13 protein-coding genes and 1 other annotated feature are annotated in these 16,627 nt (G+C 28.5%); of the genes, 11 read left to right on the top strand and 2 right to left on the bottom strand.

Annotated elements, in window-relative coordinates; all coding sequences use genetic code 11:
- Positions 1-96: 96 nt before the first annotated feature.
- The 6 genes from ACFIJ5_RS12915 (at position 97) to ACFIJ5_RS12890 (ending at position 7,068) form a co-directional block, all read left to right on the top strand.
- Positions 97-1,278, top strand: coding sequence for a dihydroorotase (locus ACFIJ5_RS12915; RefSeq protein WP_379807660.1), 1,182 nt, complete (start codon positions 97-99; stop codon positions 1,276-1,278).
- Positions 1,279-1,315: 37 nt separating this feature from the next.
- Positions 1,316-2,182, top strand: coding sequence for an orotidine-5'-phosphate decarboxylase (pyrF, locus tag ACFIJ5_RS12910; RefSeq protein ID WP_379807658.1), 867 nt, complete (start codon positions 1,316-1,318; stop codon positions 2,180-2,182).
- A gap of 18 nt (positions 2,183-2,200) precedes the next feature.
- On the top strand, positions 2,201-2,980 hold the full coding sequence (locus ACFIJ5_RS12905) for a dihydroorotate dehydrogenase electron transfer subunit (RefSeq protein WP_379807656.1): 780 nt from the start codon (positions 2,201-2,203) through the stop codon (positions 2,978-2,980).
- Positions 2,973-3,887: a dihydroorotate dehydrogenase gene (locus tag ACFIJ5_RS12900; protein ID WP_379807654.1), complete on the top strand. Its 915-nt coding sequence runs from the start codon at positions 2,973-2,975 to the stop codon at positions 3,885-3,887. Before ACFIJ5_RS12905 ends, ACFIJ5_RS12900 begins: the two co-directional genes overlap by 8 nt.
- A gap of 59 nt (positions 3,888-3,946) precedes the next feature.
- On the top strand, positions 3,947-4,621 hold the full coding sequence (gene pyrE / locus ACFIJ5_RS12895; protein ID WP_379807652.1) for an orotate phosphoribosyltransferase: 675 nt from the start codon (positions 3,947-3,949) through the stop codon (positions 4,619-4,621).
- Between the two features lie 281 nt (positions 4,622-4,902).
- Complete coding sequence (locus ACFIJ5_RS12890; protein WP_379807650.1) at positions 4,903-7,068, top strand: S8 family serine peptidase; 2,166 nt, start codon at positions 4,903-4,905, stop codon at positions 7,066-7,068.
- Positions 7,069-7,267: 199 nt separating this feature from the next.
- Here the strand turns inward: ACFIJ5_RS12890 and ACFIJ5_RS12885 are convergent, their stop codons facing one another.
- Both ACFIJ5_RS12885 and ACFIJ5_RS12880 read right to left on the bottom strand, forming a co-directional pair.
- The gene (locus ACFIJ5_RS12885; protein WP_379807648.1) at positions 7,268-7,984 is read right to left on the bottom strand and encodes an arginase; all 717 of its coding nucleotides are present in this window, start codon (positions 7,982-7,984) and stop codon (positions 7,268-7,270) included.
- A 172-nt stretch (positions 7,985-8,156) separates the two neighbouring features.
- A complete protein-coding gene (locus tag ACFIJ5_RS12880) occupies positions 8,157-9,932 on the bottom strand; it encodes a methyl-accepting chemotaxis protein (protein WP_379807646.1) in 1,776 nt (591 codons plus the stop codon).
- A 434-nt stretch (positions 9,933-10,366) separates the two neighbouring features.
- Positions 10,367-10,564 (top strand) — a binding site (T-box leader).
- 184 nt (positions 10,565-10,748) lie between these two features.
- Between ACFIJ5_RS12880 and ACFIJ5_RS12875 the strand changes: the two genes are divergently transcribed.
- The 5 genes from ACFIJ5_RS12875 to ACFIJ5_RS12855 all read left to right on the top strand — a co-directional run bounded on the left by ACFIJ5_RS12875 (position 10,749) and on the right by ACFIJ5_RS12855 (position 16,609).
- The gene (locus tag ACFIJ5_RS12875; RefSeq protein WP_379807644.1) at positions 10,749-11,828 is read left to right on the top strand and encodes a pyridoxal-phosphate-dependent aminotransferase family protein; all 1,080 of its coding nucleotides are present in this window, start codon (positions 10,749-10,751) and stop codon (positions 11,826-11,828) included.
- A 183-nt stretch (positions 11,829-12,011) separates the two neighbouring features.
- Positions 12,012-12,956 carry a D-2-hydroxyacid dehydrogenase gene (locus tag ACFIJ5_RS12870; RefSeq protein ID WP_379807642.1) on the top strand — a complete coding sequence of 315 codons (945 nt, stop codon included), beginning with the start codon at positions 12,012-12,014 and terminating at the stop codon, positions 12,954-12,956.
- On the top strand, positions 12,934-14,169 hold the full coding sequence (locus tag ACFIJ5_RS12865; protein WP_379807640.1) for a DUF1015 domain-containing protein: 1,236 nt from the start codon (positions 12,934-12,936) through the stop codon (positions 14,167-14,169). The genes ACFIJ5_RS12870 and ACFIJ5_RS12865 overlap by 23 nt, the downstream gene beginning before the upstream one ends.
- 179 nt (positions 14,170-14,348) lie before the next feature.
- Complete coding sequence (locus tag ACFIJ5_RS12860) at positions 14,349-15,056, top strand: response regulator transcription factor (protein WP_379807638.1); 708 nt, start codon at positions 14,349-14,351, stop codon at positions 15,054-15,056.
- A 32-nt stretch (positions 15,057-15,088) separates the two neighbouring features.
- On the top strand, positions 15,089-16,609 hold the full coding sequence (locus tag ACFIJ5_RS12855) for a HAMP domain-containing sensor histidine kinase (RefSeq protein ID WP_379807636.1): 1,521 nt from the start codon (positions 15,089-15,091) through the stop codon (positions 16,607-16,609).
- Positions 16,610-16,627: the final 18 nt, after the last annotated feature.

Here is a 16,627-nt window from a genome sequence, read left to right as displayed (position 1 = left end):
AAAAGGGTACTAATGAGTATGATAATACTTAGTGCCCTTATTTTATGAAGATAAATATATCATAACATAACTAATATGTATAAAGGTGGGATTTTTGTGGAATTTCTAATAAAGAATGCAAGTGTGATTGATGCATCACAAAATTTTCAAGGTGATGTTTATATAAAAGATGGAATAATATGCGAGTTAGGAATGGATTTGAAAAAAAATTGTGAAGTGTATGATGCAAAAGGAAAAACATTATTACCAGCATTTGTAGATATACACAGTCATTTTAGAGATCCAGGATATACTTATAAAGAGGATATTTTAAGTGGAAGTAGAGCAGCAGTGAAGGGGGGATATACTACAGTAAACTTAATGGCAAATACAAATCCAGTTTGCAGTAGTATGGAAACAGTTAAAGAGGTTATTAATAAAGCTAAGGATATAGATCTTGCAGATGTTCATCAAGTAGTTTCAATAACAAATAATTTTGATGGAGTTAGCTTGAATCATTTAGATAAATTGGAGGAAAGTGTTAAGTTTATATCTGATGATGGAAAAGGGGTTCAAGATAGCAAAGTTATGCTTGATGCAATGATAAAAGCAAAAGAAAAGGGATTAACTATAATTGCTCATGAAGAAAGTGATAGCCTAAAAGATAGTAATACTAGGTTAGCAGAAAATATGATGACTTGGAGAGACATTACATTAGCTAAGGTAACAGGATGCGATCTTCATGTTACTCATGTGAGTACAAAAGAGGCTATGAATGATATTATAAATGCAAAAAAAACAAGTACAAATATAACTTGTGATGTAACACCACATCATATTGCACTCACTGATAATGAGTATAAAGTAAATCCTCCTATAAGAGGAGAAGAGGATTTGAAATTTTTGATAAAAGCTATTAAAGATGGCTATGTAGATGCAATAGGAACAGATCATGCACCACACAGCAGAGAAGATAAAGAAAAAGGTGCTAATGGAATCTCAGGAATAGAAACTTCCTTTTCGATATGTTATACGGAATTAGTTAAGAAAAATAATGTAGATTTAAATAAACTTATAGAAATCATGTCAAAAAATCCAGCTAAGATAATGGGAGCAAATAAAGGGGAAATAAAGATAGGATATGATGCAGATTTAGTAGTTGTGGACTTGGATAAAGAGTACGAAATATCTTCTAAACAATTTGTATCAAAAGGGAAAAATACGCCTTTTGAAGGAAAAAAAGTGTACGGAGAAATTTTAACAACAATGAAAAAAGGTAAGATTGTTTATTCAGTTTAATAACTAAAATAACTTATAGATAAAAGGAGAGAGTGAATTGATTATAGATAGATTATATGAAAGTGTACAGAAAAAAGGGCATGTTTGTGTAGGATTAGATACTGATGTTTCATATATACCAAAAGATTTTTTTAATAAATATAATTATGCAGAAGATGCAGTATTTAGATTTAACCAAAGAATAATTGATGCAACTTTGGATAATGTATCTTGTTATAAAGTTCAAATAGCATATTATGAGGCTATGGGGATTAAAGGACTTATGATATACAAAAAAACTTTAGAGTATATAAGAGAAAAGGGTGCAATAGCTATAGCGGATATAAAAAGAGGAGATATAGCAAAAACTGCAGAGATGTATGCAAAAGCACACTTTGAAGGAGATTTTGAAAGTGACTTCATTACAGTAAATCCATATATGGGAATGGACAGCATAAAACCATATCTAAGTTATGTGAAAAATAAGGAAAAAGGATTATTTACACTTCTTAGAACATCAAATGAAGGAGCAAAAGATATACAATATATAGATAGTAAGGCAAATAGAAAAGTATATGATATAGTAGGAGAAAAAATTCAAAATGTTGGGGAAGATTATATAGGAGAATGTGGATACAGTTCAATTGGTGCAGTAGTAGGATGTACTCATGTTGATGAAGGAAAGAAGATTAGAAAAAGTTTTGATAAGACATTTTTCTTAATACCAGGTTATGGTGCTCAAGGCGGCGGTGCAAAAGATGTAGCAGTATACTTAAAGAATGGAAATGGTGGAGTTGTAAATTCTTCAAGAGGAATATTACTTTCATATAAGAAATGTGAAAATGGAGAAGCAAGATTTGATGAATGTGCAAGAGAAGCAGTATTAAACATGAAGAATGATATATTAAAGGAAATAAAATTATAAGCTGGAAGGATGAAGTGAATGATTTGTTCCGTAGAAAAAGTTATAGAGAATATAGAGATAAGTAAAGATATTTATAAAGTTTCAATAAAAGGAAATTCTGAAGCAGTACCAGGACAATTTTATATGTTAAAAACAACTAATGAAGAGCCATTACTTCCAAGACCTATAAGTGTATATGATGTGTCAAAAAATTGTATTACCTTCTTATATAAAGTAGTAGGCAGAGGTACGGAACTTATATCAAGACTAAAAAAAGATGAAGAGATTCAGATATTAGGACCTCTTGGGAATAGTTTTGATAGGTCGAAGTTAAAAGGAAAAGTAGCATTAGTGTCAGGAGGAATCGGAATAGCACCTCTTACATTTCTTACAAAACGACTTGAAAATTGTAGTGTAGATTTTTATGCAGGATTTTGCGATTATGTATATGCTGTGGATAATGTGGAAAAAAATGTTAATAACTTATACATTTCCACAGAAAAATATGCAAATGGGAATAATTGTAAGAATTATACACAGAAAAATAATTGTACTCATGTGGATAACTCATATATAACAGATATTTTTGACCCAAGTAAGTATGATATTGTAGTTTGCTGTGGACCTAAAATAATGATGAAAAAAGTAGTACAAATGTGTAAAGAGAAAAAAGTGCCGATTTATGTTTCAATGGAAAATAGAATGGCATGTGGTATAGGAGCATGTTTGGGATGTACATGTAAAACTAACGAGGGAAATAAAAGAGTTTGCAGCGAAGGACCAGTATTTAATGGAGAGGATTTGATATTAGATGAATAGAGTAGATACTTCTGTAAATTTATGCGGAATTAGTTTTAAAAATCCTGTAATCTCAGCGTCAGGAACATTTGGGTTTGGTCAAGAATATAGCAAATTATATGATGTATCAAGACTTGGAGCAATGTGTACTAAAGGTCTTACATTAAATAAAAAAGAAGGAAACGATGGAATAAGAGTTTATGAAACTAGAGCAGGTATGATAAACAGTGTAGGTCTTCAAAATCCAGGAGTAGATTCATTTATAGAAAAAGAACTTCCAAATATGAAGAAGTTTAATACAAATATAATAGCAAACCTGGGAGGAAATAATTTAGAAGACTATTTAAAAGGTATAGAAAAATTAAATCATGTGGATGTAGATATGATAGAACTTAATATATCTTGTCCAAATGTTAAACAGGGAGGTATGGCATTTGGAATAAAGGCAAATGTTGCTTATGAAGTTGTTTCAGAGGTAAGAAAAATTTGTACAAAACCATTAATAGTTAAATTATCCCCTAATGCTGAGAATATTGTAGATATGGCAGTAAAGTGTGAAGAAGCAGGAGCAGATGCAATCTCACTGGTAAATACATTTAAAGCTATGGCTATAGACATAAACAAAAGAAAACCAGTATTTAAAAATGTATTTGCAGGGTTGTCAGGTCCAGCTATAAAACCTATAGCATTGAGAATGGTATATGAAGTTTGTAAAAATGTAAATGTACCAGTTATAGGTATGGGCGGTATAGAAAAATGGGAAGATGCAGTAGAATTTTTAATGGCAGGTGCTAGTGTAATACAAGTTGGAACAGCTAATTTTGTAAATCCATATGCTTGCATCGATATAATTGAAGGAATTGAGAAATTTATGGAACAAAACGGTATTAAAAAATTAAGTGAGTTAAATATTAACTCAACTTTATAAAAGACATAAAAAAACTTTATTCTTACCAATTTACTTAATTATTGAAGGGAGATATAATAATGGAAAATTACAAAAAAGAGTTTATAGAATTCATGATAGAATCTGGTGTACTTACTTTTGGAGATTTTGTTACAAAAAGCGGAAGAAAAACTCCTTTCTTTGTAAACACAGGTAACTACAAAACAGGACGACAATTAGCAAAATTAGGTGACTTTTATGCTTGTGCTATAAAAGAAAACTTTAATGAAGATTTTGATATTTTGTTTGGACCTGCTTACAAAGGTATTCCTTTAGGAGTAACAACATCTATATCTTTAAGTAACCTATATAATATAGATGTATCATACTGCTCAAATAGAAAAGAAGTTAAAGAGCATGGAGATAAAGGAATCCTACTTGGAAGCAAACTTAAAGATAATGATAAAGTAATAATTGTTGAAGATGTAACTACTGCTGGAACCTCCATTTACGAAACTATGCCTATTTTAAAATCACAAGCTGATGTTAATGTTATGGGTCTTATCATATCTGTAGATAGAATGGAAAAAGGTAAAGGAGAACAATCAGCACTTACTGAACTTAAAGAAAAGTTTGGTATGAAAACTTGTGCCATAGTTACAATGAAAGAAGTAGTAGATTATCTTTATAATCGTGAAATCAATGGAACAGTTTTAATTGATGATGAAATGAAAAAAAGAATTGAAGACTACTACGCTATTTATGGTGTAAAATAAAGTAGATAAAATTAAATTTATTTGGAAATTACTATAGGAATTTACTTATAGTAATTTTTTTATTTATATATAACATTTTAACTCTGGTATTTTCCTAAATATACCTTGTTTATATATATTGTCAATACACACTCACTAATATATAATTCTAAGTACACTTATAATATATGAATATATCATTTTCCGCAGCAACTATTTTTGTGATATCAAAGATAAGCGAGGTGATGCATTTGAATTTTAAAAAATATGGTAATCATTTTAAAATATACATTGCTCTCTTTATGTCAATACTATTTTCTTTTTCTCAAAACTTTGTATCTGTAAATGCTATTGAATCATCTAATCTAAATTCTAATAAAAAACATCCTAAATATGTGTCTAATGAAATAATAATAAAATATAAAAACAAATCAAAGTCTATAAATACTAAGGCTATTAGCAATGGTATAACGAAAAAATTATCACCGCATACAGAACTTGTTAAATTTAAGGATGATATTAATGTTGATGCGGTTATAAAAAATATAAAGAATAATAAAAATATTGAGCTAGTTCAACCTAATTATATTTATAAAACTAATAGTATATCTAATGATGCTATGGTTGATAATATTTGGGGATTATTTAATTATGGACAAGTAATAAGTTCTAAAACTGGATTAAAAGGTGTAGATATAAATATAAAAAATGCATGGAATATTACTAAAGGAAGCAGTAATGTTGTTGTAGCTGTTATAGATACTGGTATAGATATTAATCATCCAGAACTAAAAGATAGAATTTGGACTAATCCAAATGAAATTGCTAACAACGGTATAGACGATGATGGCAACGGATATATTGATGATATTAATGGTTGGAATTTTTATGATAATAATAATATAGTTCATGAAAGTTCTTTACAAATCTTTCATGGAACACATGTTGCTGGAACTATAGCTGCAGCGCAAAATAATACTGGTATTGTAGGGGTTGCTCCTAATATAAAAATTATGCCTTTAAAAATTTTAGGTACAGATGAAGGAACTACTGCCGATGCAATCAAGGCTATAGAATATGCTAAAAGTAAAGGTGTAAAAATAATTAATGCAAGTTGGGCAGGAACAGAATATGATTCAGCTCTTAAAGATGCTATAGAAAAAAGTGGAACATTATTTGTAGCTGCAGCAGGAAATGAAAATAACAACAATGATTTAATTGCTAGCTATCCAGCTTCTTTTAATTTAAATAATATACTAACTGTTGCTGCAATAAATAATACTGGAAATCTGGCTTCTTTCTCAAATTACGGAAGCACAACAGTGGATGTAGCTGCTCCTGGTAAAAATATATTAAGTACTATTCCGTTAAATGGCAGTTACAATTGGTCTTACGGGTATACTAGTGGAACATCTATGGCTGCACCATATGTATCTGGAGTAGCTGCTTTATTGTTAAGTAATGGAATAACTAACCCTGTGGATATAAAATCCAGAATAATGTTAACAGTTAAGCCCCTTGATGATTTAGCTGGAAAAATATTTACTGGTGGTATAGTAGATGCCTATGGTGCTTTGATTGGCAGACCTGAATATGATCGTTATTCTGGCTCAAATAGGTATGAAACCAGTGCTAAAATATCACAAGCGGGATGGACAACCTCAAATACAGCAATTTTAACTGTAGGTCAAAATTATGCTGATGCATTAAGTGCTGCTCCTCTTGCTAAAAAATATAACGCTCCAATTCTTATAACTGACACTAATACTTTACCTTTATCCATCAAAAATGAACTTAATAGATTACAAGTAACTAAAATTTTTATTGTAGGTGGAACTGGAGCTGTTTCTAAAAATATAGAAGACAATCTTCTATCAAAGAATATACAAGTTATAAGAATTTTTGGTGCAGACAGATATGCAACTTCTGCTGCTGTTGCTAATGAATTAGGAAATAAAAACGAAGTAGTAGTTGCCTATGGAAATGGATTTGCAGATGCATTGTCAATTGCTTCCTTAGCGGCATATAAACAACTTCCTATATTACTTGTTGACAAAAATGCTGTACCAGACACAATTATGGAATATGTAATTTCTAACAGTATAACTAAAGCATACGTAATTGGAGGAACGGGTGTAATAAGCAATGAAGTACTAAATCAATTTCCTTCACCAGAAAGGATTTATGGGATAGATAGATATGCTACTAATATATCTATTTTAAATAGATTCATAGGGGAGTTTGATTTAAATACTGTATATTTTGCCTGTGCTAAGGATTATCCAGACGCATTATCTACATCAGCATTAGCGGCTTCTACATCATCTCCTATAATATTAATTGACGATAATATGCCTCAAATTGTTAAAGAATTTATTGATACGAATCAAAATAAAATTAATGACAAGCACGCCATAGGCGGGCGGGGTGCTATACTTGATAATACATTTTTGTGGCTTTTCAATTAAAAACGTATAAGATTAAGGAATCTTTTAAGGATAATTAAGAATTAATAATTAATTCAACTTTTGTAGGACAAAAATACTGTCTAGCGAAGTGAAAGGTTTCAGAGCAATATATCATTTCTCGTAGCGGCTATTTTTCATCTATGAAAGTTGAATCATTCTTTCCACCAAAAGATTCCTTTTCTTATACTGTTCCTATTTTTTATGAATATAAATAGTCAAGTTGTTGAGATAAATTTAATTTTTTTATGTTCCATTTTCTAACCGGGCAATCAATTACCTTATAATTCATATTACAATTATGTACAAATTTAGAAAACTTATCATCCAACCAAGGTGGTGTCCACGCACCTGATCTACATATATGTACTGCTTGTACATCTTTTAATGGTATGTTACTACATGACATTATTTCTTTCTTATTATAATAATTAACATCGAATTTATTGTTTATTTCACAAAATTCTTTTGGAGTTTCTCTAGAATATTTACTATACACTATATTAGCTTCTTTTATTATTTTTCCTTTCAAAAGCTTTCCAAGCCAATTTGCACAGTTCAATTCAAATTCTAGAGATTTAAGACCTCCATATCCTAAATCAGAATGGGCATCAAAAGAATATACTTTATCACATTTATATTCTTTAGCTATATAATAAGATAATTTGTGAGAATCAGAAATATACAGCTTTACATTTTTAGAAATACCAAATATTTTTTTTATAGTACTCCAAAAACTTTTAGCTCCCTTGTCAACATACATATACTTTTGTATATCTATACCTTGCATTTTACTTTTTAAATATCTTTTATACCAAAGGTTAGTGATACTTTTCTTATTTTCCAAATAAGAACCACACCATTCTGATTTTATAGGGATAAAATAATCCCAGTCTATACTTAAAAGTACTTTTCCCATGAAAATCACCTCAAGTATAATGATAAATTTATATACTATATAATACAAACTTAGAAAAACGTTGCTAAACAAGTCTATTGTATGGTAATCAATCCCATGATAGTTTAAAATGTATAATCAGAATATATCTAATTTTTACACTTTATTACTCAAAGTATTATTTTTTTTACTTTTAAATACTAAATTTATGTACTATACTATCTAGTTTATTAACTATATCTTGAAGTTTTTCTGTAATTTCAGCTATACATTGCATTGAACTTGATTGTTCTTCCATAGATGCAGATACTTCTTCTGTTGCTGCAGCAGATTCTTCTGATATTGCTGCTATTCCCTGTATAGAGTTTACTACTACATTTTTATCTTTATCTATTTTTATTATAGTATTAACCAAATTATCTCCTTGTTCTACCATATTATCAATGGAATGTCCTATAGTTTTAAATGCTTTTTCAGCCTCATTCATGGAAATATTTGACTCATTCATAGTAGTTTTTCCTTTATCCATATTAACTTTAACATTGTTAATTTCAGATTGAATTTGTTCAATCATATTTTTAATTTCACCAGTAGAGTTAGCTGTTTGTTCAGATAGCTTTCTTATTTCATCAGCTACAACTGCAAATCCTCTACCAGACTCACCAGCCCTTGCAGCTTCTATAGCAGCATTTAGAGCTAAAAGATTAGTTTGTTCAGCTATAGATTCAATTGTATTTATAATCTCACCAATAGAGCTAGATTTATCAGAAAGTATATTTACATTTTCAACAATTCTTGATACTGCTTCATTGTTTTCCTTAAGTTTATAAACTAATGTTTTCATTGCTTGTATACCTTGTGTATTAATTAATTGAGTTTTATTAGAAAACTCTTTAAGTAAATCTGCATTATTACTAACAATATCAATTTCATCAGCAAGAGTACTAAGTTTTTCTGTTCCTTTTTGAGAATCCATTGCTTGTTCAGAGGCACCTTTTGCAAGTTCTTCTACAGTTTTTGATACAGCTTCAATAGATTGAACTGTGTCACCTACAGAACTAGAAATATTTTGTGAGTATTCTTTAACTTCGGTTGAATTATTATTTATATCTCCTACAATATCTCTTAATTCTTTTCTTAAATTAATAACTGATTTTCCTATAATTCCCGTTTCATCTTTATAACTTGATATAATTTCAAAATCCTTATGGTGTTTCAGGTCTAACTGAGATGTTTTATCAATAAGTTTTGTTATCAATAAAATAGGATTAGTTATTTTTTTACTTAAATATATAGCTAAAACAATGGATAATACAACAAATCCAATTATAAAAATAACTGTTGCAATTATAGTTGCTTGTAACCATTTTTGTAATGAAGTTTTCTTTTCAGAAATAACTTTATCTATATCATCAATATAGTTTCCAGTACCAATTATCCAATTGAAGGGTTTAAAATAAACAGTATATGCTCTTTTAGGTAAAGCAATATTATCACCTTTCTTGGGAAAGTAATACTCTGTATACCCCCCTCCATCTTTCATACCATTATTTATTAAATTCTTAATAAAATAGTTACCTCTTTTATCTTGTGAATTAAATCTATTTGTACCCTCAATAGATGATCCAAGTAATACTACATTTAGTCCTTCAGGAGTATCAGCCCAAAAATAACCTTCTCCATTATATCTAGCTTCTCTTAGTATATTGGCACCTAATTTTTTAGCTTGTTCAAGTGTTATTTCACCTTTTTTATATTTATCATAGCAATGTGTAAGTATACTTAATATAGTATTAACTTCATTTTTGATAGTTTTATCATAATCTTCTTTAAGTACATTTTCCAATTCCTCTATACTTTTTTGATTTGTCTGTACAGATTTATAAATACTAAAACCCCCAATGCAAGAACCTATGGTAAGAGATATAAAAATAACTAAAACTAATATCTTTGTACTAATTTTTTTCACGTATTACACCCCCAATTTTATAGTTATTTAAATCTATATTTCAAATAGTGTTAATTTTAAGTGTATTATTAATGTACTTTGAAAATATATTTTGTTTAATATTACATACTTACAATTAAATTACAAGTTAATATATATATCGACATATTCTAAATAAAATTTAGTATAATTACAGAAATAAAATAATATTCTTAATTGTTTTTATGTTACTATATATTTAAAATATAAAAAATTACTTCAATTATTAAAAATATAAATAAAAAATCGAGTACATTCACTAATTTTTGCTCTTAATTAAGGAAAAAAGGTTGTGAAGCGTACCTCATTTATATCAATTTTGCATAGGTTGCATGTGACAGAAGAAAAAGTTATAAAAAAATGTATAAATATACTTGACAGAATATTATTTTAAGTATACAATGTAAAAAACGAAATATTAGTCTATGAAGAGAATAGTAACATACCTGAAGTTTAAGAGAGTCAGTGGGTGGTGAAAACTGATATCTGAAGTTATGTGAATCCGACTTGGAGACTTATTACGATGAGTAATACGGTGGGTACCGATATATTAAATGAGAGGGTTATTTTTAATAATCAATCAGGGTGGTAGCGCGAGTTCATTCGTCCCTAAGTGGAGGATGCTTGCGCTTTTTTATTATTTACCTTAACATAATTATGCAAAAAAATGTATATTTAATTATACAGAAATGCATATATTGATTATAAAATAACTAATTAGGGTGGCAAAGCGGAGTTGATTCGTCCCTGCAATAGGGATAATTGACTCTTTTTTTATATAAAAAAGGAGGAAAATCAATGCATAAAAAATTATTTATTCCAGGACCAGTAGAAGTGAGACAGGATGTATTAGAAAAAATGTCAACACCAATGATAGGACATAGATCTAAAGAAGCATCAGAGTTGCAAAAATCAATAAGTGATAAATTGAGAAAAGTATTTTATACACAGAAAGAGATAATGTTATCTACTTCATCTGGAAGTGGTCTTATGGAAGGTGCTATAAGATGTTGCACAGCTAAGAGAGCAGCAGTATTTTCTATAGGAGCTTTTGGCAATAGATGGTATGAAATGGCTAAGGCTAATAATGTTAAAGCAGATTTATTTGAAATTGAATGGGGAAAAGCAGTAGAAGCAACTAAAGTAGCTGAAGTATTACAGACAGGCAAATATGATTCGTTATTCATAACTCACAATGAAACTTCAACAGGAGTAATGAATCCAATAGAAGAAATAGCTGAAGTTGTAAAGAAATACCCAGAAATAGTTTGGTGTGTAGATACTGTAAGTTCTATGGGAGGAACAAAAATAGAAGTAGATAAATTAGGAATAGATGTATGTATAACTTCTACTCAAAAGGCGTTAGGACTTCCAGCAGGAATGGCAATATGTTCATTTTCAAAAAAAGCAGTTGAAAGAGCTAAAACTGTTAAGAATAGAGGATTTTATTTAGATTTATTAAAATTATATGATTGTATTCAAAAGAAAAATTATCAATATCCATCTACACCTTCTTTAAGTCATATGTTTGCTTTGGATTATCAATTAGATAATATGTTAGAAGAAGGATTAGATAATAGATTTAAAAGACATAAAGAAATGGCAGAGTATGTAAGGAATTGGGCAAAAGAAAATTTTCAATTGTTTGCAGATGAAAGATATCTTTCAAATACTGTTACAGCTATAAAAAATACAAAAGGAATAAGTATTGGAGATTTAAATAAAAAATTAGGAGAAAGAGGATTCCAATTATCAAATGGTTATGGAAATCTTAAAGAAAAAACTTTTAGAATAGCTCATATGGCAGATTGTACTTTGGAAGATTTGAAAGAACTTATACATAATATAGAAGATATTGTAAATACAATTAATAGTTAATAATGAATAATTAAGGAAATTTTACCTTAGGAAAAATAACTAAATTTCTTTATTGTGAAAGTTGAGTTAAATAGCTAAAAAATATAGTTGTAACTATTGGTATACAACATATTTTCGAAATATTCCAAATATAAATTATATTCAAATAAATTATAGTATAAATAATATTAGGGGGCGTACTTTATGATTAAAATATTAGTTAATGATGGAATGAAAATAGAAGCAATAGAAAAACTTAAAAAAATGGGGCTTGAGGTTATAGATAAACATTATGTTGGTGAAGAATTAGAAGAAAAAATAAAAGAGGTAGATGTAATAATAGTAAGATCAGCTACTAAAGTTAGAAAAAATCTTATAGATGAAGCTTTAAAAACTAAAAAGTTAAAACTTGTAGTCAGAGGTGGAGTAGGGCTAGATAATATTGATGTAGAATATGCAGAAAAGAATAATATAAAGGTTTTAAATACACCAAATGCCAGTAGTGTATCTGTAGCAGAATTAACTATAGCTCATATGTTTGCATTATCAAGGTTTGTTTATTTATCTAACCTTACTATGAGAGAAGGAAAATGGGAAAAGAAAAAATATCAAGGCATTGAGCTTGCAGGAAAAACTTTAGGGCTTATAGGTTTTGGAAGAATAGCTAAAGAAGTAGCTAAAAGAGCACAAGTTTTAGGAATGAAAGTAATTTACAATGATAAATTAGGAGAGTTAAAAGAATATAAAACTTGTAAATATTGCAATTTACAAGAAGTTTTAAAACAAGCAGATTTTGTGTCTCTTCATATTCCGTTTTGCAGCAAAGAAGGAGCTACAATAGGAAAAGAAGAACTTAAAATCATGAAAAAAGAAGCTTATATTATAAATTGTGCAAGAGGCGGAGTAATAGATGAAAAAGCACTTCTTGATGCGTTAAATGAAGGAGAAATAGCAGGTGCAGGATTAGATGTATTTGAAAATGAACCTAATCCAAATGAAGATTTGGTAAATCATCCTAAAGTAAGTGTAACTCCACACATAGGAGGAACTACAAAAGAAGCGCAAGAAAGAATCGGAGAAGAAATAGTAAAGATTGTAGAAAAAGAATTCTTAGGGGGTGTACAGAATGGTAATGCTAAAGCCGTTTAAGGCAATAAGACCAAGTAAGGAACTAGTTCATAAGGTTGCGGCGCTTCCTTATGATGTTATGAATAGTGATGAAGCTAGAGAAATGGTTAAGGGAAATAGATATTCTTTTCTTCATGTAGATAAAGCAGAAGTAGATTTAGATAAAAATATAAATATTTATGATAAGAAAGTTTATGAGAAAGCAAAAGAAAATCTATATAATATGATAGAAGAGGGTACTTTACAGAAAGATAACAAAGCAATGATTTTTGTTTATAGATTAATAATGAATGGAAGAAGTCAAACAGGAATAGTTGGAGTAACTTCTATAGACGATTATATGAATAATATAATAAAAAAACATGAGTATACTAGAGAAGAAAAAGAAATAGACAGAATTAATCATGTAGATATATGTTCTGCAAATACCGGTCCTATATTTTTAACTTACAGAGATAATGAAAAAATTAATTCTATAATAGAAAATTGTACAAAAGAAAATCCTTTATATAATTTTACAGCAAAAGATGGAGTACAACATATAGTATGGAGTATAGAAGATGAAAACATTGTAGATAAAATATGTACTATATTTAAAGAGATTTCAAATTTATACATAGCAGATGGACATCATAGAACGGCTTCAGCGGTAAAGGTAGGATTGAAAAGAAGAGATGAAAATCCTAATTATACTGGAGAAGAAGAATTTAACTACTTTTTATCTGTAATTTTTCCTAAATCTGCTTTAAGCATTATGGATTATAATAGGGTAGTAAAAGATACTAATGGCTTAAGTGAAAAAGAACTTTTAAAAATGATTTCTAAAAAATTCAAAGTGGAAGTATATACTAGAGATAAAACATACAAACCAACAGAAAAAAATATATTTGGAATGTATTTAAAAGGAAAGTGGTACAAGCTAACTGCAAAGCCAGGGTCTTTTAATGAGGATTTGGTAGAGGGCTTAGATGTATCAATTCTTCAAAATACTTTACTTACGCCAATACTAAATATACAAGACCCAAGAACAGATGACAGAATTGAGTTCGTAGGTGGCATTAGAGGACTTCAAGAATTAGAAAAAAAAGCAGGAAATGAAGGAGTAGCTTTTTCAATGTATCCAACTACAATTGATGAACTTATGGATATTTCTGATGCAGATAAGGTTATGCCACCTAAGTCTACGTGGTTTGAGCCTAAGCTTAGAAGTGGACTTTTTATTCATGAAATTTAGATAAGTGTACAAATAAAAAAACATAAAAGTAGGGGACGGTTCATAACTTTTTTATTAAAAATAAAGAAAGAAGTTATGAACCGTCTCTGTGTGACTTTTTTGGTATGATTTATGTTTACAATTTGGCAATACTTTTGTGTATAATTAAGTAAAGGTAGGTATTTTAAGGGGGAAATAGTGTGAAAAATACAATACTCATAGTTGAAGATGAAGAAAGTATACGAGATATTTTATCGTATTCATTAAAGAGAGAAGGGTATATTGTAATAGAAGCTTCTACAGGAGAAAAAGGAATAAAAATGGTTGAAGATAATAATGTAGATTTAGTCATATTAGATTTAATGTTACCTGGTATGAGTGGATATGAAGTGTGTAAGAAGATAACTAGTAAATATAAAATTTCTATAATTATGCTTACTGCTAAAAATGATATTGTGGACAAGGTGCTTGGTTTAGAATTAGGTGCTGATGATTATATAACTAAGCCTTTTGATATAAGAGAAGTGATAGCAAGAGTTAAAGTATGTTTAAGAAGAATGGAAGAGCTTAAGAAATTTCAGATGGAAGATGATAAACAAGGTAATTCAAACAATGTAATAGTTCTTAGAAATAATATAAAAATATATGAAGAGAGTAGGGAAGTATTTAAAGAAGAAAATAATGTAAAATTAAAACCTAAAGAATATGAGCTTTTATATCTATTAGCTAAAAATAGAAATATGGTTTTTTCTAGAGAAAAGCTTCTTGATAAAATTTGGGGATTTGATTTTTTTGGAGATAGTAGAACAGTAGATGTACACATACAAAGAATAAGAAAGAAATTAGGAGAAACTGCAGAAAATTCAATAATACAAACAGTATTTGGAGTAGGGTATAAGATGCAGTAATAGTATAAAAAATTTTGGAAAGGAACTAATATATGAAGTTATCAATAAGATATAAATTTATAGTAGGACTTTTATGTATATTTTGTATAGGTTTTAATTTACTTAGTTTTGTAACAAATAAAATAGTAATAGAAAACAATAAGAAGGTAGTAACAAAGGAACTTTTAAATCAGCAGAGGGATAGTGTTTTTTTTATAAGACAATATTTAAAACTTAATGATATAGATGAAAATGTACAAACATTTAATCAAAAAGTAGGGGATGTGGCATCAGCTCTATCTTTAAAATTAGATGATAGAGTTATTATGTACTCTAAAGATGGAAAGTTTTTATTTGATACTGCTTATGAAAAGGGAAAAGTATTTATTTATGATAATGAAAATGGGGATGGGCAAGGAGAATACATAAAAGATAATAAAAAAGATTTGAAACTAGCTATAAAAAATACATCTTCATATTCAATTTTAAAATCTAAAAATAGATATATTGTTTGTTTTTCCTATCCTATATATATAAATAATAATAAGTTTGGAATAGTTAGATACATAAAGGATTATTCAGATATATTTAAATCAGGGGAATACTTATTAAAACTTATAAAAATATCTATGTTAGCTATATTTGGAATGATATTTTTATTTTCAGTAGTATTAACTACTAGTATTACAATACCAATAATTAAACTTAATAAAGTTTCGAAGGAAATATCTAAAGGAAATTATGATGTTTCATTAAATATAAATTCTAGAGATGAAGTAGGAGAATTAGCAGAAAGTTTTACTAATATGAAAGAGTGTATAAAAGAACAAATTGAAACTATAGAGAAGGATAGAGATAACCTTAAAAAATTGGAAAGTCACAGAAAAACATTTTTTGATAATGTAACTCATGAGATGAAAACTCCTTTAACCATAATATCAGGATATACTCAAATTATTGGCGATAAAGGATTTAATGATGAAAAGTTTTTTAAAAAGAGTGTAAAAAGAATAAAATATGAAGCTGATAGAATGCACAATATGGTTTTGAATTTACTGGATATTTCAAAATTAGAATCTAATACAGAACATGATTTTCAAAAAATAAATATATCTCAAATAGCATGCAAAATATGTGAAGAAATGAAAATAAAATCAGAAAAATATTATATTAGTATAGAGAAAAGCATAAAGGATGATGTATATATCCTGGGAGATGAAGAACAAATGGTTAAAGTTTTCATAAATATTATAGATAATGCTATAAAATATGGAAAAATACAATCAAAAATTAAAGTATCAGTAACATCTGATGAGGATATGTGTTTTATAACTGTAGAAGATGAAGGAAAAGGAATACCTCAAGATAAATTAGATAAAATATTTGAACCTTTCTATAGAGTGGACAAGAGTTTTTCAAGGGAAAATGGAAGTAGTGGATTGGGGCTTTCTATAGTAAAGAATATAGTAGTAGCTCATAAAGGGCAAATAAGTATAGAAAGTAAAGAGAATTTAGGAACTAAGGTTAAGATAAAAATTCCTTTTTTTGTTTACAATTTGGCAACATCTGTTTAAATAAAGGCAATACATAAC

Origin of the sequence: Haloimpatiens myeolchijeotgali (assembly GCF_042688525.2) — a bacterium.
GTDB lineage: Bacteria > Bacillota > Clostridia > Clostridiales > Clostridiaceae > Haloimpatiens.
This window is presented reverse-complemented; position numbering and strand designations above follow the sequence as displayed.